A 25,825-nucleotide genomic window follows, 5' to 3' on the forward strand; every position below is an offset into this window, starting at 1 on the left:
AACCATACGTCCTCAGATCTGGAGCGCCAACCGGCGCGCATTGTCGATATGCCGACTGATCGCCTCAACCGCCTTTTGCGGATCGCGGCTCTCGAGCGCTTCGATCACCGTCAGGTGCTCCTGCATCACCGGCACGACGCGCCCATCGATGCGGAAACGCTCCTGGTGGATCAGTCTGATCTTTACCGAATTGACCAGATACGCCTTGGCGATGATCTCGTTGCCCAGCGCATCGATGAAGGTGTCGTGCATGGCCCAATCGATGTTCTGGGCCTTGGCTTCCATTTCCGGCGTGGGCGTCTGCGACAAGGCTTGAGCCAGCATGTCCTCATGTTCGCGCCGCAGGCCGGCGAGCACGGCGTCGGAGGCGTTGACGGTGAACAGCGCCACCGCCTCACGCTCCATGAACAGGCGAAACTGGAAGGCCTCGCGGATCAGGTTGATGTCGATATGGGCGATCTGCATGCCGCGCTGCGGGACGGTCGTCAAAAGCCCCTCGGCCTCGAGACGCGGCACGATCTCACGGATGGCGCCTAGCGGCAGCCCGGTAAAGGCAACCAGTTCGCGCTGCGACACGAACTGTCCCGGCTTGAGATCGCGGGCCAGCAAATGCCGCGTGAAGCTGGCATAAGCTCTTTCCCTGAGGGTTGCCGGTTCGCTGCTGTCGTCCATTTCAGCGCGCTTCCCTTTGCCGGTCAGGCCGGCTCTGTCGCAAACAGCCTGTCATAGGCGGCAGCAAGCTGTTGCCGCCCCTGCGAACCGATCGGCTCCAGCGGCGGACGGACCGCCAGCCAGCGCTCGTCCCCGGTTTTGCGCGCCACCATGACCTTCACCGCCGGGATGACCGAATATCTAAGCAATTCGAGCACGAAGCTCTCGACACGGGCATCGTCGCGCCCATCCTCGGCCATGGCGCGGATTTCGCCGGTGACGAAATTGGCCATGCCGGAAATGGCGCCCTGCCCGCCCTGACGCACGCTTCTGGCCAGGTGCCGCTCGTCGCCGATCAGGATCACCATGTCGCCATGGGCTCTTAGCAGCGCCTCGCTGTAACTCCAGTCGCCACCCGAATCCTTGACACCGGCGATCACGCCGGGGAAGGCCGCACACAGCCGACCGATCAGGGCAAGCGGGAGCGGCACCATGGTGACAGAGGGGATGTTGTAGAGGAGGATGCCGCGAGCCAGCGGCCCGAGCGCAGCGAAGACGGCAGAAAACCATCCGAACAGCCCGTCCTCGCCGACATTCTTGAAGTAGCTCGGCGGAGCCAGCAGGATGTTGCGGACGCCGCACTGCAAGGCATGCCGCGCCTGTTCGGCGGCGTCTTCGGCCGCATCGACCAGCACGCCGGCAACGAGCCGATGTGCCGGAATGCCGGCGGCCAGCATGGCCTCGGTAACAATCCGCCGCTCTGCCGTGCCCACGGAAGCGCCTTCCCCGGTGGTGCCGAAGAGCGTGGCGCTGCTGCAGCCGGCGCCAAGGCAAGCCCGGGCCTGCGTGACCATGGGAAGGATGGCGATTTGCCCGGACGCATCGAAAGGCGTGGCGAGAGCAACCGAAAGACCAAAGCGCGAGACCACTATTTTCTCCAGATGTCGATGTGCAATCAGTACTAGCACACTAACATGTTAGTTGTAAATTTCGGCGCCCACCTTTTCGAAACGGCGTCGACATCGGACGAATATATGATGCGGATTTGGGCGGCTGCCGTCTTTCCGGCAGCGCGATCCCTACTGTCCCGTCGCGTCCGCGTAGATATCGAGGACACGGGTGATGCTGCCGATCAGAAGCTCGTGAGCGAGGGGCTTGACCCGGCGTGCGGCAACCTCGGCGTCGAGCTGCCCCAGATACTGGCTGATCAGCGGTCGGGGTATATCCTTCTCGCCCAATACGTCCAGCAGCGTCCGTGTTGCGCGCTGCGCCTCCGGCGTCGGCCAATAATAGCGGATGCGGTCGCTGAACGAGAAATGCCGCTGCATGCGCTGCTCGTCCGGCGTGCCCGGATAGTATTGCTGCCAATTGTCCGGCGACGCCAGCATGATGCGTTCCATCGCGGCAGGCAGGCTTTCGCGCGAAAAGTCCGGCGCCAGGATATCGGCGATATGGCTGAGCCCATACAGCGCTTCGCGAAGCGCGAAGGTCAGCCAGGGGCCGACCTTGAGGATGGCAAAACCGTCGCGGACGAGAGCATTGAGCGCTTCGGCCGGCTGGTAGTCGGTCGAATGCGCCTCAAAAACCAATTGCGGCATACGGTCGAGCACAGCCACCAGTTCAGTCGCCTTGGCCGGTGCATAGGGCACGATCTCGGTGTTGCCGAACTCGACGCCGGGCTGGACGACGACACCGACCGCACGGCCAAAAGCGGCTTCGAGGCCGGCGCGGGAAAACGCTCGGGCGTGGATTTCTACGGTGCGCAAGGCATCGCCGGGCGCCGTCACATGCAGGTGGTCGAGCGCCTCCAGCGCCCCGCCCGGCACCGGCACTTCGGTGCCGATGACGTAGACCGGTTTTTCGCCGCCTGCCCGCTCGACCGCCGCCTCGGCGATTTCAGCAAGTTCGGCCGCACGCGCGGCGATCGTTTCATCGGCAAGCACGGCTGGATCGTCGGCGCAGGCCATGCTGGTATCCAGATGCATCTTGGTGAAGCCGGCGCTCGCATAGGCATCGATCATCGCCGCAGCCTTCTTCATCGCGGCGGCGGCAGCCATGTGCTTCCAGGGATTCGGCCCGAGATGATCGCCACCGAGGATCAGGCGATCGACGGGGAAGCCGACTTTGTGCGCTTGCGCCTCGACGAAGCTGCGGAACCCCGCAGGTGTCATCCCGGTGTAGCCGCCGTCGTGGTTGACCTGGTTGCAGGTGGCCTCGATCAGCACATCCGCGCGCCGCGCCGCGCCATGGCGCAGGGCAGCCTCGATGACCAGCGGATGCGCCGAGCAGACCGAGGCGATGCCGCTTTTCTCGCCTGCGGCGCGCCTCGCCGCAATGTTCGCAAACCTTCGCGTCGCGTCACTCACTGCGTGTTCCCCGTGGCGATGAATGCCTCGACCGCTTCAAGCGGGAAAATGCCCTCCATCGGCCCCTTGCAGGTGACGGCAAGCGCACCGCAGGCATTGGCGATCCGCAGGGCTTCGGCAGGAGCCGCCCCGCGCAGCCAGAACGAGACGAAAGCAGCACCGAAGCAGTCGCCCGCACCGGTCGGATCGACCTCGTCGACGGCAAAGCCGGACGAGGCGACCGCACCGTGATGATCATGATAGACGGCGCCGGCGGCGCCTTTCTTCAGGACGATGCAGGACAGGCCACGGGCCAGCAGTTCGTCGACTGCACGCTCCTCGTCCCTGGCGGACGAAAACAGGAAGAGCTCCTCGCCGCTCGGCAGGAAGATGTCGGCTCGCGCCAGCACGTGGTCGAGTGCTGCGCGCATGCCGGATGCCTGCATGATCTCGCGGCGGATGTTCGGATCGAAGGACACGGTTCCGCCTTTGGCCTTGACGGTCTCGATCGCCGATAGCGCCACCGCGATGGCGCGGTCGGAAAACAGCGACGAGCCCATGACATGGACATGATCGGCACCGGCGAGCAGCTTTGTCGCCGCCGCGTTCGTATCGATCAGGCCGGCGGCGCTGTTGCGGATGTTGAAGACGAAATGCCGGCTGGCGTCGGCCCGGTAGGTGACGAAGGCCGTGCCCGTCGCATGGCCCGTGTGTACCGCGATCGCCGACACGTCGACGCCAAGTGCCCGCAGCCGATCGATGTTCAGCCTGCCGAAATCGTCGTCGCCGACGGCGCCGATGAGACCGGCCGGCTGGCCGAGCGCCGCCGCCTGGCCGATGAAGATCGCGGGCGCGCCCGACGGGTAAGGTCCAAGCAGCGGACCAGGCTCGAGAAAGCTCTGGCCGATCCGCTCGGCCATGATTTCGACCAGAATCTCGCCGGCACCGACCAGCTTCTTCATCTCGCGGAATCCCTCAAATTCGCCCTACTGCAAGTGAATACGGCTTGTGCTTTTTCGCGTCAATTAATAAATTTACGCATGGAAACTATACAATTTTACTGTAAAGTTTCGCCTTGCATTCGAGGGCTTTGATGTCGATGACGCACAAGACGATGGAGGATTTTGCTCGCTCTTGCGGCGTCTCCAGGCCGACACTGTCGAAATATTTCGACAATCCGACCAGCGTCAAGCCGGCGACACGTCAGCGGATCGAGGTGGCGCTGCGCTCGTCCGACTACCAGCCCAATCTGTTTGCACGCAACCTCAACCGCAAGCGGACCCGCAGCATCGGCATCGTCGTGCCGACGCTCGCCGATCCCTTCTATTCCGAGATGGTCAGCCGCATCGAACTCAGGCTGCGCGACGAAGGCTACTGGCCGATCGTGATCTCCTCGCACGGCTCGCGCGAGCTCGAAGTGGAAGCGACGCGAACCATTCTTTCGCTAAAAGTTTCCGGCGCGCTGATCGCGCCGCTCGGCCTGCGCTCCGACGAGCGCACGCTGGAGAAGCTGACACAGACCCTACCGATCGTCTATTTCGACACTTATCTCGAGGGCGACACGCCATTCGTCGGCAACAACAACAGCCAGAGCGTCTCGACCATCGTCGATTATCTCTGCCGCTCCGGCGATGCTCCGGTCTATTTCGATATCCCGCACGTCAACCACAATTCGCGCGAGCGCCTGAACAGCTATGTCGGCGCCATGCAGCGGCTCGGGCATGAGCCGGTGCTCATCGGCACCCCTTATGACTACACCTGGGATTTCGAACGGATCGGCTATGAGCAGATGGAAGCGATGCTCGTCCGTGGCGGCCTGCCGGGCAAGACCATTCTGTGCGCCAACGACCGCCTCGCCTTCGGCGTGATGGCTGCCGCCTACTCGCAGGGCCGCAAGGTCGGACGCAAGGGCGATTGCGACCTGCGGGTCGCAGCCCATGACGACCATCCGCTGAGCCGCTACACCTGCCCTGCCCTCACCACCATGGCGCAGGACTTCGCTTCGATGGCCGGACGCAGCGTCGAGACGCTGCTCGCCTTGCTGGATGAGGACGACGCGACAGTTGCCCCCAAGGTCAGTCTCGACGCAACGCTGGTCATGCGTCAGTCGGCCTGAGCGTTTCCAAACACAGGATCGAAGCCGCGCCATGCGGCAACTGCCGCGCCGACCGCTTGCCGCGCCGCCGGACCATGGCGGCCCATCGAAACGAAGCCGTGGATCTGGCCGGGCCAGCGCCGCAGAACGACCGGCACCTCGTCATCTTCCAGACGCTTCGCGTAGGCCTCGCCTTCGTCGGCGAGGATATCATGGCCGGCGATTGCGACAAAAGCCGGCGCTGCGCCGGCAAGGCTTGCGGCCTTGAGCGGCGACACGCGCCAGTCATCAATATCGCCAGCATGGTTGATATAGTGGTCGCGGAACCAGGCCATGGTCGCCAAAGTCAGGCCATAACCGTCGGCAAAGCGGCGATAGCTGTCCGCCGCCTGCGAGGCGTCCGTGTTCGGATAGAACAGCAGCTGCGCCGCCGGCGGCTTCTTGTCGCCGCGCGCAAGCAGGCAAAGCACGGTAGCGAGATTGCCGCCGGCACTGTCGCCGGCAACAGCGATCCGTTCGGCGTCAATGCCGAGATCGCCCGCGCCGTCCTGCATGAAGGAAAGTACGGCGCGGCAATCTTCGATGGCCGCCGGAAATTTGTGTTCCGGCGCCAGCCGGTAGTCGGGAGAGACGACGACGCAGGCCGCCATATTCGCAAGCCAGCGGCAGATCTCGTCATGCGACTCGAGATTGCCGATCACCCAGCCGCCGCCATGCAGATAGAGCAGCGCCGGGGCAGCGGCCCCGACCGCGCCCTGTCCGCGATAGATTCTGAGCGTCAACGGGCCGCCGGGTCCGGTGATGGTGCGCTCGGTCAATGAGCCGACCGGCTCGCGCTCGCCCTGGGGTGCCGGAAAGCCCTCCTCATAGGCGCGGCGCGCCTCTTCAGGCGTGCCGGCTTCGAATGGCGGGGCGGCCGCCTGCCGGTCAAGGTCGAGCACATGCCGGGCCTCCGGATCGAGCAAGGGTGAAAGCAATGTCGTCATCGTAAGCCCTCCGATATCAGACGAGCAGGCTCGCCGCTTCGGCGTCCTGGAAGAGCGGCGGCTGATCGACCGTTGCGTTGACGGCGACGGACTCGCGGCTCTCACCCGAAGCGAGGATCGCCTCCATGATTTCCAGCACATGAAGCGCAAGGTCGCCGGACGCCCGCGGCTTTCTTCCTGTTGTCAGCGCGCGCGAAAGATCGGCAACGCCGAGCATGCGGTAATTCGCGCGGTCGGGCGCGGCGAAGGGCCAATTGCGCGCGCCATAGAGTTCGCTCTCACTGTGGAAGTCGGCCCAGTCGGCCCCTCGTTCCGACAGCGAGACGGTGCCGCCGAACGTATCCGGATCGGGCAGCCTGAGCGAGCCTTCCGTCCCATGCAGCTCGATCGGGTGGTTGGAGTGCCTGAAGACATCCCACGAGGCGCCGAAGGTGACGGTGGCGCCTGAGCGGAACTCCAGCAGCGACAGGATGTTGGTCGGTGTGCCGACCTTGAAGCTGGTGTTCCGGTAGGGGCCTTCGGCGGTGATCAGCCGCTCCTCCTGGCCCCGCGTCGCCATCGCCATCACGCGGGCCACCGGCCCGAGCAAATTGACCAGCATCGTCAGGTAGTAGGGACCCATGTCGAAGACCGGTCCGCCGCCGGGCTGATAGTAGAATTGCGGATTGGGATGCCAGTGCTCCATGCCGCGCCCCATCATGAAGGCGGTGCCGGTCACCGGCCGGCCGATCGCACCGTCGTCCATGAGGCGGCGTGCCCGCCGTCCGGCGGCGCCAAGGAAGGTGTCCGGGGCCGAGCCCAGCAGCAGCCCGCGCTCCGCCGCCTCGGCGACAAGCCGCCTGCCGTCCTTGGCCGAGGTCGCCAGCGGCTTTTCGGTGAAGACGTGCTTGCCCGCCGTAAGCGCTGAAAGCGAAATATCGAAATGCGCCACCGGGATGGTCAGGTTGAGGACGAGGTCGATCTCCGGGTCGGCCAGAAGCGCATCGACGCTGACCGCCCGGATGCCGTATTCGCTGGCGCGCAGGGCCGCCAAATCGGGCGATATGTCGGCGCAGGCGCGTAGCTCGACCTCGCCGAACAGGGCCGCATTGCGCAAATAAGTCATCGAGATATTGCCGCACCCGACAACGCCGATGCCGAGCTTAGCTCCTGATTTTCCTGGCATTTTCCACTCTACCTCCCGACGTCGCAACGCTCTGTTTGAATCATTGCACCAGCAACGGATCACATTCGAAAGCCGCTTTACAGCATTTAAATGTTGACGCGCGTAAAATTATTATAGAACATGCGAAAATGATGGCGCAACATTGGAGGCCGCCAGCCTTGAGGAGGAGAACATGGCTGACGGCCAACAGCCGATGCGAATCCCGTGGGTCATGCGCGCATTGGATCTTTCCGTCGCGGTCAGGGACCGAGATGGGTTCAGGCATAGATCACCTTGGCCCCGGTCATCTCAAGCTGGCTGCGTATTGGACCGGGCAGGCCATCGTCGGTGATCACCACATCGACGGCCGACAGCGAAAATGCCTTGGAGGTCCCGCTGACGCCCCATTTGCTCGAATCGGCGAGGAGGACAACGCGCCGGGCCATGCGAACGAGGTTTCGCTTCGTTCGCGCCATGTCTTCGTTCACGTCGACCACATCCAGTGACGAGTCTATCGCATGCGCTCCAACAAAGACCTGATGCGCTACCAAGCCGCCGAGAGCCGTATCGGCATCGGTGATCAGCGTGCTCACCGTGTCGGGATAGACCCGGCCGCCGATCATATGAACGTCGAGCCCGGGACGATGCATAAGATGCTGCACGATATTCATGGCCGTGGCCGCGACCACGACATTGCTGAGCGGCGGTAACTGCATGGCAACCTGCATCAATGTCGAGCCGCCGTCGAAGATGACCGATTGGTTGTCCTCGAACAGGTCTAGCGCCGCCCGGGCGATGCGCTTCTTTGCGTCGAGGTTCGTTTGCATCCGCCGGGCGAACGCGGCCGTAGTCGAATCGGTGGTCCGGGTCACCGCCCCTCCACGGGTCTTGGTCAGTAGTCCCTTGCGGTCAAGTATCTCGAGGTCGGAACGCACCGTGACCTCCGACACGCCAAACCCGTCTGACAGGTCCTTCGTGCGCACCTGTCCGCTGCGCTGCACCTCACCCAGGATCGATTGGCGTCTCTGCTCCGACAACATTGCCCTGCCCTTCCCTGCGCCAAGCAACCGCTCTGGCCTCGGCTCAGCTTACCAAAAATATGCAAATTCGAAAGCTTTCGAAAGATTGTATTTCTTGTTTCTTTCGGAAACACTGGGTCCAGGATTTTGAAATCAAACGATTGGGGAATTTTGCACTCATGAGCCTAGGAACCAAGGTGCGTCTTGCGCGCCTCTTCTCGCATCCATCGGGGAAACTTTTTGGCGGCGCGGTCGACCACTTCGTCGGCTATGGCGACGTGCGCAAAGGCGGCCTTGCCGACCTGCCGGGTGCGCTCGCACGCGTCATGGTGGGCAAACCCGACTACGTCAGCATCCAGCCTGGCACCGCGCGCCATCTGTGGCCGCAATATGCGGGCAAAGCTTCCCTGGTGATTCAGGCGGGCTGCTTCACTCCGGACGATCGCATCAGCGAGTTGATCGCAACGCCCGAGGATGCGGTGCGCGCGGGGGCCGATGCGTTGGCCGTGGCCATTCCGGTACGCGGCGCGACCGAGGGCAAATACATACGCTGGCTGACCGATTCGGTAAATGCAGCGGCCCGCTACGGCATGCCTGTGGTGGCGCATATCTACCCTCGCGATTTCACCGACGGAGCAAAAATCGTCTTCGCCCCCGACGAGATCGCCTATGCGGCGCGCATCGGCTACGAGTCCGGCGTCGACGTGATCAAGATCGGCTACACGGGCGATTTCGAGTCGTTCCGAGAGACCGTCCGGACCTGCCCGGTGCCGGTTGTGATCGCGGGCGGTCCAAAGACCGATACGCTGCTCGGCGCGCTTCAGCAGACGGCGGACGCCATCCGTGCCGGCGCACGCGGCGCCGTGGTAGGCCGCAATCTCTGGGGGCATGGCGATCCGGAGAAGGCAGCGCTTGCCTTTCGGGGCGTCATCCATGACGGCCTTTCGGCGCAAGACGCCCTGGCGAAGGCGGGTGCCTGAACGATGCCCACCGTCCCCGCGATCCTCGGCTTCGGCGCTATTGCGATCGACGACATCGTCTACGTCGATCAGCCGTTGTCGGCGGGCAAGGGGAAGGTTCTGCAAAGTGCCCGCGCTTTCGGGGGAAATGTTGCGACGGCGCTGGCCGCCGTCGTGCGACTCGGCGGAACCGCCGGGTTCGCCGGATGGCTGGGCAGTGCCGCGGACGACGCCGTGCTGCGCGATCTCGTTGCGAGCGGTGTTGAAACCGCATTCGCGCCGCGCCACCCCGACGCGCGCCCGGTGCGCTCGCGGATCACCGTCGGCTCGGACGGGGAACGGTTCATCGCGTATGACGACGATGCGATGCTGGGCACCGCTCCGGATTTTCCGGACGATATCCTCAGCCGCGCGACCGTCCTGATCGTCGATAGCTACGCGATCCGGTCCCTGGATGTCGTGGCTCGGGCTCGCGATCTCGGCCTTGCGATCCTCGGCGATATCGAATGGAGCAGCGGCCCAGCCACGGAGCGGCTGATCGCGCTCTGCGACCATCTCATTCTTCCACTCGGCTTTGCGCGGACTGCCACGGGGTGCCGATCGCCCGCCGAGATGCTCGATACATTGTGGTTGCCGTCGCGGTCCGCAGTGGTTCTGACCGACGGTGGCAGGGGCGTGTACTATCGCGGGCGTGAAGAGACAGGTCTCTGGCACCTGCCCCCGCACAGGATTGTGGTCGTCGACTCGACCGGCGCGGGTGACTGCTTTCATGGCGCCTATGCCCATGCGTTGACGCGCGGAGCCGGCACCGCAGGCCGGGTGGCATTCGCGGCCGCGGCGGCAGCCCTTTCGATAACGGGCCGTGGCGGGCGCGAGGCGCTTCCGACCGACGACCAGGTTACGGAACTCCTGGTATCGACGAACGCGCCGTCAGCAGTCGAACTGAAAAAAACGCATGTCAATACTGGAACATAGCTAGAAACTATACGATGAAATATTTCGCAGGTGAACATTCTCCGAGGAGGGCTATAAAAATCAGCGACTTATACTTGCGGAGGGAGGAATATGGCAGAAGTCATTCTTGAGAATATCTGCAAAACCTACGGTAACAATTTTCGCGCAATCGACCAATTGAACCTATCGGTCGAGGACGGCGAGTTCTTGATTCTAGTCGGGCCGTCCGGCTGCGGCAAATCCACCGCGTTGCGAATGATCGCGGGATTGGAGGACATCACCAGCGGCAGCCTTCGGATCGGCGGAGTCGACGTCGTCGACATGCCGCCCAAGGACCGCGACATCGCGATGGTCTTCCAAAGCTACGCGCTCTACCCGCATATGACGGTGTTCGAAAACATCGCCTTTTCGATGCGGCTGGCAGGCAAGCCGAAGGCCGAGCGCAAGAAGCGCGTGGACGAGATCGCCAAAACCCTTCAGCTGACGTCTTTGCTGGACAGCAAACCCGCGAACCTTTCAGGCGGACAGCGTCAACGGGTTGCCATGGGCCGCGCCATGGTGCGCGAGCCGGCCGCCTTTCTCATGGACGAACCCCTTTCCAATCTGGACGCGAAACTGCGCGTGCAAATGCGCGCCGAAATCACCAGTCTGCAAAAGCAGCTCGGCGTAACGACCATATACGTGACCCATGATCAAATCGAAGCAATGACGATGGGGGACAGGGTCGCGGTGTTGAAAGGCGGCGTGCTGCAGCAGGTCGATACACCCAAGAGGCTCTATGAATCGCCGGTGAACGCCTTCGTTGCCGGCTTCATCGGCTCTCCTTCGATGAACCTTTTCGAGGCGACCCTGACGGGCGACGAACTGATGTCCGGCACCTTCGCCATCCGGCTGCAGGAGGCAGCCTTCGAGCGCAGGCCGGGCTTGAGGTCGTTTGCGGGGCGCAAGGTCGTGTTCGGCATACGACCGGAGGATCTTTATGACAGCAGCCTCGAATCCGGTCGCAAGTATCAGACGATACCGGCCAAGGTGACCTCGATCGAAGAACTCGGATCCGAACATATTGTCCATCTGGACATCGACGCGGTCCGGGTGGACTCCGGCGATCCGGACGCGGTGGACGATTTTGGCCTGGCATCGAACGCGGTGGCGAGATTCGAGCCGATCAGCGCCGTCCACTCCGGCTCGGAAATCCGGTTGGCCCTGGATGATGCCAAGTTCCATTTCTTCGATCCCGAGACGCATCTGGCGATCTGAAGATCTGCGGCAGACCGCAGGCGAGAGCGAGGCGCCTGCGAAACGCAAGAAGGCTTCTGAGTAGAGCAGACGATCGTCCGCATTGTGCGGTCGATCTTAAAGAAGGAGGAGAAAATGATGTTTCGGATACAACCCGCGATGCTGAAAATAGCCGCGGCCGCATGGTTGCTTGGCGCAACCGGCGCCATGGCGGACACGACGCTGGAATTCACCCAATGGTGGGAGCCCGAATTGCCGGCCGGCTCGCTCAGGGCAATCATGAATGACTTCGAGGCTGCAAACCCCGGAATCAAGGTGACGCTGGTCAGCGGCCCCTATGCGACCACGCGAGACCAGATCTCGGTTGGTGCTGCAACTGGAACGCTTAGCGACGTCGTCGGTCTCGACGGCGCCTGGGTGAACAATCTGAACGCGCAGAATGCGCTGGCCGACATGAACCCGATGATGGATGCGAGCGAGTTCGACCAGACCCAGGTCGCGGATATCATCAAGGTGGACGGCAAGGCGGTGATGTTTCCCGTGGCTTCGTTCGTCTATCCGGTCTTCGTGAACATGGATCTCGCCGCCCAGGCAGGCGTGACCAAGCTGCCGTCGACCCGCGCGGAGTTTCTCGAAGCCGCCAAGAAGATGACCCATGCCGACAAGAACCAGTATGGCTGGGTGCTGCCCTTGTCGCTGCAAACGCCGTCCGGTGTCCAGAACGACCTGATGTCGTGGGTCTGGGCCTCGGGTCAGTCGATGATGGCTGACGGCAAGCCGGCTCTCGAGGGCAAGCCGGTCGTCGATATGCTCACCTTCGTCAAATCGCTGAACGACGCCGGCGTCATTTCGCCCGGCATTGCCACCAAGACCGAGCAGGAAAAGGTCGAGGAATTCGTGAACGATCGGGTCGGAATGATGATCGACTCGCTCGCGCATGTGAACCTCATTCGCAAACGCAATCCCAAGCTGAACTTCGACCTCATCCCCGTCCCGGTCGTGGAGAATTACAACGGCAAGCGCGGCCTTCCCTACGCCTCCTGGGGCATCGGCATCTCTGCGGCCTCAAAACATCAGGAGGAAGCCTGGAAGCTCGTCCAATATCTGATGAGTGAAAAGGTGAACGCCAAGCTCGTGACGCTTGCAAACGCCTTCCCGGGCAACGTCAATGCCAAGCCCGATTTCGTGACCTCGGACAAGGCTTTCGCCAAGGCTTTCGAAATCTTCAAGACCGGCTATCTCGCCAACGAGTTCACGGGTCTGCCGGTGGCTGAAGACCTGATGACCCAGTTCGACGTGGAAGCCCAGAAGATGCTCGCCGGCGAGCAGTCTCCGGAAGAAGCCGCAGCCAACGCTCAAAAGGGCTGGATGGCGAAATTCTGAGCGACCTGTTCCCCGTTGCTATCTTCCACCGGGTAGCCTGACTTAGGGCAGGCCACCCGTCAACAACGGATCGGCAATTTGAGATGGACCTCTTTCCGAAGCGCACCTTCCTCTTGAAGGCACATCCCAAGGGTGGCACATGACTCGGCAGAAGCGCTCCCACCATCGACTGAAACGAGCGGTCGCACCCTATCTCTATCTGTCACCCTCGCTCCTCATCATCGGCCTTCTGATGCTACTGCCGATGGTGACGGTGATTGGCTATTCGTTCCAGAACAGCGCGGTGCTGCGTCGCGACCCATCCTTTGCCGGACTGAAACACTACCACGCGATCTTTGCCGATCCGGTGTTCTGGGCCTCGCTGTGGCACACGCTCTACTTCACCTGCATGAGTGTCATCTTCCATATGACCATCGGCATGGTCTTCGCACTCATGCTGAACAGCGACCGCATCAATCCGACGCTGCGCAACATTCTGCGCGTGCTCTACATATTGCCTTGGCTGTTCACCGCGGTGATTATCGCCGTGATCTGGCGCCTCCTGCTCGAGCCGAACGGTGTCGTGAACAGCGTTCTCATGCAGATGGGCATCATCGGTTCCAAGGTCGAGTGGTTTTCCTCGACGGCGACCGCGCTGCACGCCGTCACCTTCGCCAACATCTGGGCGGGCTACCCGCTTTTCATGGTCAGCTTGCTCGCAGGCTTGCAGGGCATTCCCAAGGATTTCTACGAGGCCGCCGATATCGACGGGGCGAAGGCCTACCAGAAGCTGATCTTCATCACCATCCCGCAGCTGATGCCGATCATCATCAGCATCTCGCTGCTCGACTTCATCTGGACCATGCAGGTCTTTCCATTGATCTGGATAACGACGGGCGGCGGTCCGATCTACTCGACCGAGGTCCTCAGCACCTACACGTACAAGCTGGCGTTTTCGAGCTACAACCTGTCGCAGGCGTCGGCGAGCGCCGTGGTCATCCTGCTGATCTCTCTCGGCCTGACGCTGTTCTACATCCGCTATCAAAAGGCTCGGTAGTCACCATGAGGAAAAGGCACACACCGAAAGACAGACTGATCACCGTCGCGCTCCATGTCGCGCTTGCCGCAGGGCTCTTTTTCGCGGCCTTCCCGATCTACTGGATGCTGAGCAGCTCGTTCAAGTCGAATACCGAAATCTTTGCCCTGCCACCGACCGTCCTGCCGAAGGCCTTCACGCTGGAAGCGTATGCGGCCATCCTTGGCGACCCGGTAAAGCTGCGCTTCTTCTTCAACAGCTACTTCGTGGCCGGAGCGGTGACCGTGCTGACGGTCCTGATCGCCTTGCTGGCGGCTTATGGGTTCAGCCGTTTCAATTTCCGCGGAAAGGGCAGCCTCAACACACTCATAATCAGCACGCAGACGATTCCGCCGATCACGCTTTTGATCCCCTTCTTCGGGCTTGTCGTCTCGTATGGCATCTTCGACACCTACGTCGCACTGATCCTGACTTACCTGGTGTTTACGCTGCCCTACGCGATCCTGCTGATGACGGGATATCTGAACACCTTGCCCCGCGATCTCGATGAAGCGGTGGCTGTCGACGGCGGCACCAGCTGGACCGCACTCTGGCGGGTGATCGTCCCGATTTCACTGCCTGGTATCGTGGCGACGTCGGTCTACACCTTCCTGTTGTGCTGGAACGAATTTCTCTTTGCGCTGACGCTGACGAAGTCAACGTCCATGCGCACCGTCCCGATCGGCATCCAACTTTTGATGGGGCAGCACGCCTTCGAATGGAACCAGATGATGGCGATGAGCGTGCTGGGCTCGCTACCGCTCTTGCTCATCTACCTCGTTGCCCAGAGGTTCTTCCTCGCCGGCATGACCGCGGGCTCGGTCAAGTAGGATGTCCCTCCCACGGAGAACCGATGGGGAAGGCCGCGCGTCGAATTCGATGGATTGGACCTTCTCTGCTGGCAGGCGATATCGCCGCGGCCTCGGGCGTCTTCATAGCGCCGCTGAATCGTGCTCGTGCTGTTCATCCAGCGCCACATCAACAAAGGGCTGACGCAGTGCGGCATCAAGGAATGAAAGCATGAAAGACCTGAAAGTCGGTTGCCAGACCTTCACCTGGGAAATGCTCGGAGAGCGTTTTACCGGTGGTCCCGACGATCTGCTCAAGGCGATCGCCGATGGCGGTTATGCCGGCATCGAGATCACCGACACGATGATCGGCCGCTATGCCGACAGGCCGGCGGAATTCGCCACGGCGCTGAGATCGGCCGGCCTCACCCTTGTTTCTTTCGCCTTCGGCTCGAAGAGCGGCTTTACGCTGAAGGAGAGCATCGGCGCCGACCTCGAGACAGCGAAACGCTGGATCGATTTTGCCGCTGTCTTTCCAGGCGCGCTGGTCTCGATGGGCTCGGCCACCGTCGTGTCCGACGGCCCGCGCGACGACAAGTTCCCTATTGCTGCCGAGTTCTACAACAAGGCCGGCGAATTTGGACGCAAGGCGGGCGTCGAAATCGCTGTCCATCCCAGCTCCCACCACAACACGCTGCTGTTCGACCGTGCCGACTACGACTGGATCTTCGCACTGATCGATCCCGCGCTTGTCGGCTGGGTGCCCGACACCGGACACATCTTGCGCGGCCATCAAGACATGATCGATACGCTTACCACCTACCGCGACCGCATCCGCTACGTGCATCTGAAAGACGTCGACGCCAGCGGCACCTGGGCTATGCTCGGCAAGGGCGTCTGCGACACCCAAGCGGTGATCGATATCGCCAGCGCCGCACCTCGTTTCAACGGCTGGCTGGTGCTGGAAGAGGAATCCGAGACCGCCGCCGGCGATCCGGCCGCCGCGGTCAAGACCAACCGCCAGACGATGCGCGGCTACGGCGCGTGAGGAAGAGACCATGATCCGGAAGCAAGACCGTCGCCTTCGTGTCGGCGTGCTCGGCTGCGGGCCGATCGCCCAATTCGCCCATCTCGAATCCTGCGTGAAGGCCGGCAACGCCGATCTCTATGCGATCTGCGATGCCGCCCCCGATCTTCTGGCGCGCATGGCCGCGACCTATGAACCCGAAAAAGTCTATGGCGATTACGATGAGATGCTGGCCGACCCGCAACTGGAAGCGGTGATCGTGGCGACCTCCGACGCCTATCACGTGCCGATGTCGATCAAGGCGCTAGAGGCCGGCAAGCACGTGCTGTGTGAAAAGCCGATCGGCGTCTCGGTTGAGGAAGGCGAGATGCTCGCCGATGCGGTCCGGCGCTCCGGCAAGGTGCTGCAGGTCGGCCATATGAAGCGCTTCGACCCGGCACTGGAAGCGGCGCGCGATTTCGTCCGCGATGAGATCGGCGAGATCCTGGCGCTAAAAGCCTGGTATTGCGATTCCACGCATCGCTACACCAACACCGACGCGGTCCAGCCGCTGCCGGTCACCAGCAAGCTGGCGCGCAAGCCGGGCGGCAGTCCGAAGGCCGATCTCAGGCAGTATTTCATGCTCGCGCACGGCTCGCACCTTGTCGACACCGCGCGCTTCTTGGGCGGCGAGATCATTGCCGTGCGCGCCCGCCTCAACCAACGTTTCGGCGCCTATTGCTGGTTCGTCGAAACCGAGTTCGCCAATGGCGCGCTTGGCCATCTCGACCTCACCGTGGCTGTCCGCATGGACTGGCACGAGGGTTTTCAGCTCTATGGCGAACACGGCTCGGTGATCGCGAAGACCTTCAATCCCTGGTATTTCCGGGCGAGTGAGGTCGATATCTTTCACGAGAAGGATGCAACGTCGCGAAGGCCGCTCGGCGCCGACGGGCATTTCTTCAGGCGCCAGCTCGAAGGCCTCGCCGAGACAATCCTTGACGGCAAGCCGATGCGCGGCGCCAACGTCGAGGACGGCCTTGCCTCGATCCGCGCCATGGTGGCGATCGCCCGTTCGGTCGAAACCGGTGATCGCGTCGAGATCGCTTCCGTAACGGGAGCGGTCTGATGCAGATCGGGGTGTTCGCCAAGACCTTCCCCGGCAGCGAGCCGGCTGGCGTGCTGGCAGCGGTCCGCGACGCGGGATTTGCCGTCACCCAGTTCAACCTTGCCTGCGCCGGGCTGCCGTCAATGCCGGATGCGGTGCAAAAAGACGCCATTGATGCCATCGCGGCCGCATCGAATGCTTGCGGTGTCGTCCTTGCAGCGCTCTCGGGAACCTACAACATGGCCCATCCCGCCAAAGCTGTGCGCGACGACGGCCTGCGTCGGCTTGGCGTGGTCATCAAGACCGCGGCAGACCTTTCCGTTCCGCTGGTCACCTTGTGCACGGGAACGCGCAACGCGGACGATCAGTGGGCATATCATCCCGACAATACCGAGCCCTCGGCATGGGACGACATGGCGAGCGAGATGGAAAAGGCGTTGCAGCTCGCGGAGCGCCACGGCGTCGATCTCGGCATCGAGCCCGAACAGGCCAACATCGTCACCTCGGCGTCGGACGCGATGCGCCTCATCGCCGAGATGGGGTCGACACGGCTGCGCATCGTGCTCGATCCGGCCAACCTGTTCGAGCAGGCGAGCTCGGCCGAAGCACGCGCCATCGTCGCCGCCGCCGTCGAACGCACTGCGGGCCACGTCGCCATGGCGCATGCCAAGGACCGTTTCGCTGACGGCCGCTTCACGACGGCCGGCCGGGGTGTCGTCGACTTTGCGGATTTCGTCGCCAGGCTGAAAGCATCGGGCTTTGATGGGCCGCTGGTCACGCATGGCCTCTCGGCCGAAGAGGCACCCAGCGTTGCCCGCTTCCTCAAAGGGCTGGTGTGATGGCGCGCCTGGCCACGCTGCTTCGCGATGACGCCAAGCTTCGGATTTCCGATAGTGGCGACGGCATTGCGGTCATCTTTCAGCATGGGCTGGGCGGTGGCGACGCGCAGGTCGCCCAGGCCTTCCCTTCCGGGCCGGGCTTGCGGCGCATCACGCTGGAATGCCGCGGGCACGGCGCGTCCGGACTGGGCAGCCGCCGGCCGTTTTCCCTGGAGATATTCGCGGACGATGTTGTTGCCGCCGCCGATCAGGCCGGCCTCGATCGTTTCGTCGCCGGCGGCATTTCCATGGGCGCGGCGATCGCCATGCGCCTGGCCTGCCGTCGTCCGGACCGCGTCGCGGGTCTTCTCCTGGTGCGGCCGGCCTGGATTTTCGACGACGCGCCGGTGAACCTACTGCCGATCGCCGAGGTTGCCAGGCTTATCCTGGACCACGGCCCCGACAAGGCGAGGTCGATCTTCGCGCAATCGGAAACCGCCGCGCGCCTGCAGCGTGAAGCACCCGACAACCTTGCCTCGCTGATCGGCTATTTCGACCGGCCGGACGCCGCGCCATTCGCGCAGGTCCTCGCCGACATTGCCGCCGACGGTCCGGGCGTTTCGGCGAGTGACGCCGCCGTGCTTGGCATTGCCACGCTGGTCATCGGCAGTGCCATGGATGCGGTGCATCCGCTCTCGGCGGCCCATATGCTCGCCGCAGCCATTCCCGGCGCGACCTTTGCCGAAATCCATTCCAAGGCGCTCGACAGCGTCAGGCATTTCGCCGAGCTGCAGGCTGAGATCACGACCTTCCTTCAGGCCTACTCGAACTTCCGGAGCCTCGTTCCGTCATGACGACCAAATCCCTGTCCGGCCCCGCTGCCATCGCCGCCCTGCCGCGCAACCGGCTGCTCGGCGAGTTTTCGCTGTGGTCGGCCGACCTTGCCAATATGGAGCGCGACCTCGAGCGCATAGAATCTCATGTCGACCTCCACCACATCGACGTCGCAGACGCCCGCTTCACCCCCGGCTTCCTGTTCTTCCCGGATCTGGTAGCGCGGATCGCCGGGCTGACGGCAAAACCGATCCATGTTCACCTGATGGTCGAAGCCGAGATCGTCGAGGAGCAAACGCGCCAGTTCATCGAGGCCGGTGCCGACCTGGTCAGTGTCCACGCCGAAAACGGCGAAGCCGGCCTGCGCGCCGTGCGGCTGGCGCATGCGCTCGGCGCCGAGGCCGGCGTGGTGCTCAGGCTGGAAACGCCGGTGGCCGCGGTCACGCCTTTCCTGTCGCAAGTGGCGTTTGTGACGCTTCTCGGCACATCCATCGGCGTCAAGGGCCAGAGCCTTTCCGAGCAGGCCTGCCCACGTTTGGTCGAAGCGCGCGCACTGATGAGAAAAGCCGGTCGCGAAACCGATATCATCCTGGCTGCCGACGGCGGCATCCGCCACGAGACGGTGCCGCGCCTGCGCGCCGCCGGGGCCGAGACGGTGGTGCTCGGATCGCTGGCATTCGGCGACCCTGACCTCGCGCAGCGCATGGCCTGGCTGAGTGGACTGAAGGTCGCCGCCTGATGACAAGACTGGCCCTCGCCTTCGATCTCGGCGGAACGGAGCTGCGCGGCGCGCTGGTCGAGAGCGGCGGCCGCATTGTCGCGCAGGTTTCGGCGCCGACGATGGCGATAGCGGGATCGGATGCGGTGATCGGCCAGATCATTGCACTGGCCGGGGCGCTTCTGGCACAGCGCCCACAGGCGGATGTCGCCGGCATCGGCATCGGCGCGCCGGGACCGCTCGACCCCAAGGCCGGCATCGTGATCGCGCCGCCGACGCTGGCCGGCTGGCACGACGTGCCGTTGATCGACATCCTCGGCAAGCATTTCGGCCTGCCGGTGCGGCTGGAAAACGACGCCAACGCGGCCGCCCTTGGCGAATGGCGCTTCGGCGCCGGCCGGGGCAGCGGCTCCCTGGTGTTCGTCACCGTGTCGACCGGCATCGGCGGCGGGGTCGTTGCCGACGGCCACATCTATCACGGCCGGCGCGGGCTGGCGGCCGAGATCGGCCACATGACCATCACCGGCGAGGGCGACCGCTGCTTCTGCGGCGCCGTCGGCTGTTTCGAGGCGGTCGCCTCCGGAACCGCGCTCGGGCGGCGTGCCACAGCGCTGACAACGCCGGGCGACGGCTCCCGGCTCAGGCGCCTTTCGGCTGACGGCAACGTTTCGGCCAGGCACGTCGTCGAAGCCGCACGTGCCGGCGATATCAGCGCGCTCGAATTGATCGAGGCGGAGGCGAAGTGGCTCGGCATCGGCTTCACCAATCTGCTTCACCTCTATTCGCCGGACCTGATCGTCATGGGCGGCGGCCTCGCCAATGGCTTCGACCTGTTGGCTCCAACCATCAGGGCGACCGTCGAGCAGCGGGCGATGCCGGCCTACCGGGATGTGCCGATCGTGCCGGCACAGCTTGGCGACCGCGCAGGACTGATCGGCGCGGCCAGCCTGATCCTGTGGGAAGGCGAACCGGGCGTATCTACTTGACCAGTGGCCGAATGCGCCATGGTGCAAAACCCTTGAGATGCCGGCGGGACAGCGCCCCCCTCTGTCCTGCCGGACATCTCCCCCACAAGGGGGGAGATTGGCTGTCATCGCCGCTTTCGCCAATCGCCGACGCTGGACGGATCAAGCTGCGGGTGAAGCAGCCAATCTCCCCCCAAGTGGGGGAGATGTCCGGCAGGACAGAGGGGGGCGCCAAGGATTGCTGCAGTCTTCATTCTGCGCCGCTGCATCGCCCGACTGAGCTTGGCGGGCGCGCAACCTGCCGCCTACTTCCCGCAATGGTGATCGTTGATCTTGTTCAACGCATTCGCGTCGGGTCCGACCCTGTGGTAGGAGCAGGCTCCTGCGGCAGTCGTGATCAACTGCCGGTCATAATAGCGCGGGCCGCCGAACAGAATGTCGATGATGTTGCCTTCGGCGGGAACGTAGCGCTCGGGATCAGCCCGTTGGTCGCGATCTCCAGCGAAGGCCGAGGCGGACATGCTGCAGCCCATCGCGAAAACGAGGGCGCGGATCGCAAAACGTTTTGTTGTCATCGGAAATCCCCTTCCGGCCGTTCGGTTTCTCACCATACATCCAAAATCGCGAGGCGAACAAAAGTTCCCTCACCCTGGCAGACCAGCTCAACCATATGACCTGTCACAATAGGTTTATCCTGCGGCGCTGCGCGGCACTCTATCCCGCAATCTCCAGCAAGGACGATATCAGCAACCGGCGTTCGTCGACCGAAAGAACGTCCGAATCGAAGAGATTCATGCTGCGAAGTCCTTCGATGGCGAGGTAGCAGACCAACAGCGCCTTGAGGTCCGGCGTCTCTCCCTTGAGCCGCTCGAAAACCTGCCGCCTGAACGCTTTTATCGGCGTCAGGAAATCGGGGTCCTCGGCGATCGCCGAAAATATCCAGGAAGCTGACGGTTTCGATTCCGCGGCATGTTCGGCCGAAAGCTTGATGTAGGTCGCAAGCGGGCTCTCGCCGCTGACGCCGGCAGTGCGGGCGGCGTCCAGCGCCTGCTCGAAGGCGCGCAGATAATCCTCAACCAGCGCCTGCATCAGTTTCGCCTTGGTCGGGAAATTGTACAGCAAGCCGCCTTTTGACACCCCGGCCCGGCTGGCGACGGCGTCCAGCGACAGGCTGCCGGGCCCAGTCTCGCGTGCCACATCAGCGGCGGCGGCGAGAATTTTATCACGCGAATTTGCTCTGCGGGCTTTCATCAATCGTTCCCCCATACATTAGCCTACGCGGAATTGACAAGACCGTCCAGACGGTACAGTAAGGTCGCCGTCATTTGATATCGGGACCAGTCACAGATATGTGTTTGGGTCATCCGACTGTTGTGCCGGGCCATGGCCAAGGGGACTGTTCGTGATCAAGCGTTTTATCATTGCCTTCATTCTGCTCGTGCTGGTCTGCGGCGGCATCGTCGGCTTCAATTTGTTCCGCGACAATGCAATGCAGCAGTTCTTCGCCACGATGAAACCGCCGGCCGCGACCGTGTCGACGACAATCGTCAAGCCGACGGAGTGGACGCCGGGCGTCGAGGCGATCGGCACTGTCAGCGCGGTCCGCGGAGTCGACCTGACCGTCGAAACCGCCGGCATCGTCAAGGACATCCTTTTTCACGCCAATCAGAAGGTTGAAGCCAACGCGAGTCTCCTTCAGCTCGACGATGCCGCCGAACGCGCCGATCTCGATGCGACGAAGGCGCAAGCAGCGCTCGACCAGACGGCGTTGACACGCGCCCTTGAATTGCAGAAACGCGATGTCGGCTCGGAATCGACGCTCGATACGGCGCGGGCAGCCGCATTGGCTTCCGCTTCGCGGGTCAACAGGCTGCAGGCGGTGCTCAAGCAGAAGCTGCTGACAGCGCCCTTCGGCGGCACCGTCGGTATCCCCAGGATCGACCTCGGCCAGTATCTCTCACCCGGCACTTCCGTAGCGACCCTGCAGGATCTGGAGACGATGCGGGCCGATTTCTCGGTTCCCGAACAGCAGCTTCCGCTGCTGAAGATCGGCCAGACGGTGCGGCTGGGCATTGGTGACGGCGAGCTGCCGTTCGCCGGCACCATCCGCGGTATCGACCCGAAGATCGATCCGACCAGCCGGCTGGTGACGGTCAGGGCCGAGGTCGCCAACCCCGAAGGCAAGCTGACCCCTGGCCAGTTCGTGCAGGTGCGCGTCGAACTGCCCGAGGAAAACAACGTGCTGACGGTGCCGCAGACCGCGCTGACCTCCAGCCTCTACGGTGACTTCGTCTTTGTGGTGCGTCCAGCGAAGCCAGCCGCAGCCAATGGCGCCGCCCCTGCCGCCGCGGCCAACGCGGAAGAAAAGCCGACCACGGATAGTGCGAAGCCCGCGACTGAAGCGCCCGCGGCAAAACCCGAGGAACAATCGGCTGCTGCGCCGGCCGAACCGACGGCGGAAGAACAGAAACCGCAGCTCGTGCTTGCCCAGGTGTTCGTCAAGCCAGGCCGCCGTAATGCCGGCCTGGTTGAGATCCTGGATGGCATCGCGCCCGGCGACGAAGTCGTTACCGCCGGCCAGAACCGCCTTTCCAACGGCATGTCCGTTGCCGTCGACAACACCATCGATCCGACCAAGCCGGCAAACCAGCAGGCAGCCCAGAAATGAGCTTCTCCGACATCTTCATTCGCCGTCCGGTCCTTTCGACCGTGCTCGCCTTGATGATCCTGCTTCTGGGTTTCCAGGGCATCTTCAGCCTCTCGATCCGGCAGTATCCGGAGGTCGAAGAAACGGCCATCACGATCACCACAGCCTATCCCGGCGCCAGCGCCGACCTGATCCAGGGGTTCATTTCCGCGCCGATCGCCCGTGCCGTCGCCTCGACCGAAAACATCGATTACGTCACGTCGGCGAGCCGGCCGTCCTCAAGCACCGTGACGGTGCAGATGAAACTCGGGTCCAACCCCGACGTCGCGCTGAACGAAGTCTTGTCGAAGGTACAAAGCGTGCGCGGCGACCTGCCGGACGAGTCCGAAGACCCGGTGATCGTCAAGGGCACCGGCGAGCAGTTCGCGATGATGTATATCTCGATGCAGAATCCGAACATGACGCCGGAACAGCTCACCGAATATATCGAGCGCGTCGTGCGGCCGCGCATGTCGACGGTCGAGGGTGTCGCCGACGTGCAGATTTTCGGGGCCGCCGAATATTCGATGCGCGTCTGGATCGACCCGATCAAACTGGCGGCGCGCGGCGTGACGGCGTCGGACGTGCTGACCGCCATCAACGCATCGAATTTCCTCTCAGCACCCGGCAATACCGAAAACGAGTACGTCGCCTCCTCGATCACCGTCCGCTCGACGCTGCAGACGCCGGAGGCTTTCGCCGCTCTTCCGCTTCGTTCCACAGACGGCAATGTGGTGAGGCTGCGCGACGTGGCGCGCGTCGAGCTCGCCGCGGCGAACACCGACACCAGGGTTACTTTCAACGGCAAGCCCGGCATCTTTCTCGCCATCTTCCCGACGCCGGCCGCCAATCCGCTGACGACAGCGGAGGCGATCCAGGAAATCGTGCCGACGATCCAGGAGACGCTGCCGCAAGGCATGACGATCGAGATCGTGTACGATTCGACCGAGCAGATCAGCGCTTCGATCGAGGAGGTGTTCAAGACCATCGGCGAAGCGGTCGCCATCGTCATCGTCGTCATCCTGCTCTTCCTCGGCTCGTTCCGCTCGGTGCTGATGCCGATCGTGACCATTCCGCTGTCGCTGATCGGCGTCTGCTTCCTGTTGTTTACGCTGGGCTATTCGATCAATCTCTTGTCGTTGCTGGCCATGGTGCTGGCGATCGGCCTCGTCGTCGACGATGCCATCGTGGTGGTGGAAAACATCCACCGCCACATGGAGGAAGACGGTTTGTCGCCGATGCAGGCGGCCTTCAACGGCATGCGGGAGATCTCGTCCGCCGTCATCGCCATGACGATAACGCTGGCCGCCGTGTTCGCGCCGCTGGCCTTCACCGGCGGCCTGACCGGCGCACTGTTTCGCGAATTCGCGGTGACGCTTGCCGGCTCAGTGGTGCTTTCGGGTGTCGTCGCCCTCACCGTCACGCCGATGATGTCGGCACGCATCCTGCGGGCCGGCTCGCACAGCCGCTTCCAGCGCATTGTCGACAACACGTTCAGGCGCGTCGAAAACGTCTATGAGCGGCTGGTCAGCGGCTCGCTAAAATATCGTCCGGTGACGTTGATGATCGTCATCGCACTGGTCGCCACTACCGGCTTCATGTTCACCAAGACCGCCGGCGAACTGGCGCCGGAAGAAGACCAGGGCTTCTTGCTGTCTCTTGTGAACGCGCCGCGCTACGCGACGTCGGACTACACCGAGACCTATGTGAACCAGATTCTCGGGCTGATGAATGATATTCCCGAAACCAGGGCGCGGTTCTCCGCCGTCGCCTTTCAGGGCCCGACGAACAGCGCCTTCGTCGGCTTCGCATTCAAGGACTGGGCCGAGCGCGAGCGCAGCTCGAAGGAGCTTCAGGAAGACATCACCGCCCGCCTTACCAAGGTGGCGGGCGTCGAGGCTTTCGTCTTCGCCCCACCGACGCTGCCCGGCTCCGGCGGCGGCCTGCCGGTCACCATGGTGGTGCGCTCGACCGGCGATGCCTCCCAGGTGTTCGAGGCGGCCGAGGACATCAAGAACAAGGCGCAGGCCTCCGGTCGCTTCCTCGCCGTGCAGAATTCGATGTCCTTCGATGCGCCGCAAGTGACGGTGACGATCGACCGCGACCGCGCCGCGGCGCTCAACCTGCCGATCGCCGACATCGGCCGGACGCTGACCCTTTTGGTCGGTGGGGCCGAGGTGGCGCAATTCGACCGCGAGTCCAACAGCTACGACATCATTCCGCAGGTGCCGCAGAACTTCCGCGACAACCCTGAAAAGCTGGCCGAGTATTTCGTGCGCAGCGCGTCGGGCGAGATGGTGCCGCTCTCGGCGGTGGTGAAGATCTCGACCAACGCCTCGCCGGCCGTGATCGAGCAGTTCAACCAGTTGAACTCCGCGACGATTTCCGCTCTGCCATTGCCCACGCTGACCACCGGCGACGGGCTGAGGACCATCGAGGACATCGCCAGAGAAAGCCTGCCCGACACGTTCTTCATCGACTATACCGGCCAGTCGCGACAGGAGAAGGAACAGGGCTACACGATCATCATCGCCTTCGCGGCAGCTGTTCTCGTCATCTATCTGGTGCTGGCGGCGCAGTTCGAAAGCTTCCGCGATCCGTTGATCATCATGATGTCGGTGCCGCTGTCGATCTTCGGCGCAATCGTGCCGCTCAATCTGGGGCTGGGAACGCTCAACATCTACACGCAGGTCGGGCTGATCACGCTGATCGGCCTGATCACCAAACACGGCATTCTTCTGGTCGAATTCGCCAACCAGCAGCGCGAGCTCCACGGGATGCGGCGGCGCGATGCGATCGTCGCCTCGGCCAGGGTGCGGCTAAGACCGATCCTGATGACGACGGCGGCGATGGCGCTCGGCGTGGTGCCGCTGATCATTTCCAGCGGCGCTGGCGCCGCAGCGCGCTATTCGATGGGCCTGGTGATCTTCACCGGCATTCTGGTGGGAACCATGTTCACCCTGTTCGTGGTGCCGATGTTCTACACCTTCATCGCCAGCAAGGACCTGCCGCATCACGCCGAGAAGCCGGACCCGAAGCTGATGCCGGTGCCGGTTGATTGATTGACAAAAAGGCC

General features: G+C 63.1%; 24 protein-coding genes. 15 read left to right on the top strand and 9 right to left on the bottom strand.

Going from position 1 to position 25,825, the window contains the following annotated elements; all coding sequences use genetic code 11:
• Window positions 1–12: 12 nt before the first annotated feature.
• The 4 genes from AC0L2C_RS17165 to AC0L2C_RS17180 form a co-directional block, all read right to left on the bottom strand.
• A complete protein-coding gene (locus tag AC0L2C_RS17165) occupies window positions 13–672 on the bottom strand; it encodes a GntR family transcriptional regulator (protein WP_473523961.1) in 660 nt (219 codons plus the stop codon).
• Between the two features lie 23 nt (window positions 673–695).
• Complete coding sequence (locus tag AC0L2C_RS17170; protein WP_287255234.1) at window positions 696–1,580, bottom strand: dihydrodipicolinate synthase family protein; 885 nt, start codon at window positions 1,578–1,580, stop codon at window positions 696–698.
• A 150-nt stretch (window positions 1,581–1,730) separates the two neighbouring features.
• Window positions 1,731–3,017: a D-tagatose-bisphosphate aldolase, class II, non-catalytic subunit gene (locus tag AC0L2C_RS17175; RefSeq protein WP_473523962.1), complete on the bottom strand. Its 1,287-nt coding sequence runs from the start codon at window positions 3,015–3,017 to the stop codon at window positions 1,731–1,733.
• Window positions 3,014–3,958 (bottom strand): sugar kinase, encoded by a 945-nt coding sequence (locus AC0L2C_RS17180; protein WP_473523963.1) that lies wholly within the window; start codon window positions 3,956–3,958, stop codon window positions 3,014–3,016. Before AC0L2C_RS17180 ends, AC0L2C_RS17175 begins: the two co-directional genes overlap by 4 nt.
• A 131-nt stretch (window positions 3,959–4,089) precedes the next feature.
• On the opposite strand from AC0L2C_RS17180, the gene AC0L2C_RS17185 reads away from it, so the two are divergent.
• On the top strand, window positions 4,090–5,112 hold the full coding sequence (locus tag AC0L2C_RS17185) for a LacI family DNA-binding transcriptional regulator (protein ID WP_473523964.1): 1,023 nt from the start codon (window positions 4,090–4,092) through the stop codon (window positions 5,110–5,112).
• Here AC0L2C_RS17185 and AC0L2C_RS17190 read toward each other — a convergent pair.
• From AC0L2C_RS17190 to AC0L2C_RS17200, 3 genes are all read right to left on the bottom strand, one after another.
• Window positions 5,100–6,077, bottom strand: a complete 978-nt coding sequence (locus AC0L2C_RS17190) for an alpha/beta hydrolase (protein ID WP_473523965.1) — start codon at window positions 6,075–6,077, stop codon at window positions 5,100–5,102. The two genes, AC0L2C_RS17185 and AC0L2C_RS17190, sit on opposite strands and share 13 nt — an antisense overlap.
• A 16-nt stretch (window positions 6,078–6,093) precedes the next feature.
• Window positions 6,094–7,242: a Gfo/Idh/MocA family protein gene (locus AC0L2C_RS17195; RefSeq protein ID WP_473523966.1), complete on the bottom strand. Its 1,149-nt coding sequence runs from the start codon at window positions 7,240–7,242 to the stop codon at window positions 6,094–6,096.
• 257 nt (window positions 7,243–7,499) lie between these two features.
• Window positions 7,500–8,261 (bottom strand): DeoR/GlpR family DNA-binding transcription regulator, encoded by a 762-nt coding sequence (locus AC0L2C_RS17200; protein ID WP_023797150.1) that lies wholly within the window; start codon window positions 8,259–8,261, stop codon window positions 7,500–7,502.
• A 158-nt stretch (window positions 8,262–8,419) separates the two neighbouring features.
• Between AC0L2C_RS17200 and AC0L2C_RS17205 the strand changes: the two genes are divergently transcribed.
• The 12 genes from AC0L2C_RS17205 (at window position 8,420) to AC0L2C_RS17260 (ending at window position 20,084) form a co-directional block, all read left to right on the top strand.
• A complete protein-coding gene (locus tag AC0L2C_RS17205; RefSeq protein WP_473524017.1) occupies window positions 8,420–9,220 on the top strand; it encodes an aldolase in 801 nt (266 codons plus the stop codon).
• Between the two features lie 3 nt (window positions 9,221–9,223).
• Complete coding sequence (locus AC0L2C_RS17210; RefSeq protein WP_473523967.1) at window positions 9,224–10,174, top strand: PfkB family carbohydrate kinase; 951 nt, start codon at window positions 9,224–9,226, stop codon at window positions 10,172–10,174.
• A gap of 90 nt (window positions 10,175–10,264) precedes the next feature.
• A complete protein-coding gene (locus AC0L2C_RS17215; protein ID WP_023797147.1) occupies window positions 10,265–11,410 on the top strand; it encodes an ABC transporter ATP-binding protein in 1,146 nt (381 codons plus the stop codon).
• A 114-nt stretch (window positions 11,411–11,524) separates the two neighbouring features.
• Window positions 11,525–12,772 (top strand): ABC transporter substrate-binding protein, encoded by a 1,248-nt coding sequence (locus AC0L2C_RS17220; RefSeq protein WP_023797146.1) that lies wholly within the window; start codon window positions 11,525–11,527, stop codon window positions 12,770–12,772.
• Window positions 12,773–12,911: 139 nt separating this feature from the next.
• On the top strand, window positions 12,912–13,808 hold the full coding sequence (locus AC0L2C_RS17225; RefSeq protein WP_027153440.1) for a carbohydrate ABC transporter permease: 897 nt from the start codon (window positions 12,912–12,914) through the stop codon (window positions 13,806–13,808).
• 5 nt (window positions 13,809–13,813) lie between these two features.
• Window positions 13,814–14,656: a carbohydrate ABC transporter permease gene (locus AC0L2C_RS17230; protein WP_023797144.1), complete on the top strand. Its 843-nt coding sequence runs from the start codon at window positions 13,814–13,816 to the stop codon at window positions 14,654–14,656.
• A 190-nt stretch (window positions 14,657–14,846) separates the two neighbouring features.
• Complete coding sequence (locus tag AC0L2C_RS17235; protein ID WP_473523968.1) at window positions 14,847–15,662, top strand: sugar phosphate isomerase/epimerase family protein; 816 nt, start codon at window positions 14,847–14,849, stop codon at window positions 15,660–15,662.
• A gap of 10 nt (window positions 15,663–15,672) precedes the next feature.
• Window positions 15,673–16,749 carry a Gfo/Idh/MocA family protein gene (locus AC0L2C_RS17240; protein ID WP_473523969.1) on the top strand — a complete coding sequence of 359 codons (1,077 nt, stop codon included), beginning with the start codon at window positions 15,673–15,675 and terminating at the stop codon, window positions 16,747–16,749.
• Complete coding sequence (locus tag AC0L2C_RS17245) at window positions 16,749–17,567, top strand: sugar phosphate isomerase/epimerase family protein (RefSeq protein ID WP_287176987.1); 819 nt, start codon at window positions 16,749–16,751, stop codon at window positions 17,565–17,567. The genes AC0L2C_RS17240 and AC0L2C_RS17245 overlap by 1 nt, the downstream gene beginning before the upstream one ends.
• Complete coding sequence (locus AC0L2C_RS17250; RefSeq protein ID WP_473523970.1) at window positions 17,567–18,400, top strand: alpha/beta fold hydrolase; 834 nt, start codon at window positions 17,567–17,569, stop codon at window positions 18,398–18,400. The genes AC0L2C_RS17245 and AC0L2C_RS17250 overlap by 1 nt, the downstream gene beginning before the upstream one ends.
• Window positions 18,397–19,119: a ribulose-phosphate 3-epimerase gene (locus tag AC0L2C_RS17255; RefSeq protein WP_473523971.1), complete on the top strand. Its 723-nt coding sequence runs from the start codon at window positions 18,397–18,399 to the stop codon at window positions 19,117–19,119. Before AC0L2C_RS17250 ends, AC0L2C_RS17255 begins: the two co-directional genes overlap by 4 nt.
• Window positions 19,119–20,084, top strand: a complete 966-nt coding sequence (locus tag AC0L2C_RS17260; RefSeq protein WP_023797138.1) for an ROK family protein — start codon at window positions 19,119–19,121, stop codon at window positions 20,082–20,084. The genes AC0L2C_RS17255 and AC0L2C_RS17260 overlap by 1 nt, the downstream gene beginning before the upstream one ends.
• 284 nt (window positions 20,085–20,368) lie before the next feature.
• Here AC0L2C_RS17260 and AC0L2C_RS17265 read toward each other — a convergent pair whose 3' ends face one another.
• Window positions 20,369–20,638, bottom strand: a complete 270-nt coding sequence (locus AC0L2C_RS17265; protein ID WP_128168768.1) for a hypothetical protein — start codon at window positions 20,636–20,638, stop codon at window positions 20,369–20,371.
• Window positions 20,639–20,777: 139 nt separating this feature from the next.
• The gene (locus AC0L2C_RS17270) at window positions 20,778–21,314 is read right to left on the bottom strand and encodes a TetR/AcrR family transcriptional regulator (RefSeq protein ID WP_128175426.1); all 537 of its coding nucleotides are present in this window, start codon (window positions 21,312–21,314) and stop codon (window positions 20,778–20,780) included.
• A gap of 151 nt (window positions 21,315–21,465) precedes the next feature.
• On the opposite strand from AC0L2C_RS17270, the gene AC0L2C_RS17275 reads away from it, so the two are divergent.
• Entirely contained in the window at window positions 21,466–22,731 is a 1,266-nt protein-coding gene (locus tag AC0L2C_RS17275) for an efflux RND transporter periplasmic adaptor subunit (RefSeq protein ID WP_441338799.1), read from the top strand.
• Window positions 22,728–25,811 carry an efflux RND transporter permease subunit gene (locus tag AC0L2C_RS17280; RefSeq protein WP_473523972.1) on the top strand — a complete coding sequence of 1,028 codons (3,084 nt, stop codon included), beginning with the start codon at window positions 22,728–22,730 and terminating at the stop codon, window positions 25,809–25,811. Before AC0L2C_RS17275 ends, AC0L2C_RS17280 begins: the two co-directional genes overlap by 4 nt.
• The last annotated feature ends 14 nt before the right edge of the window (window positions 25,812–25,825 follow it).

This window comes from Mesorhizobium sp. WSM4845, from assembly GCF_055811455.1.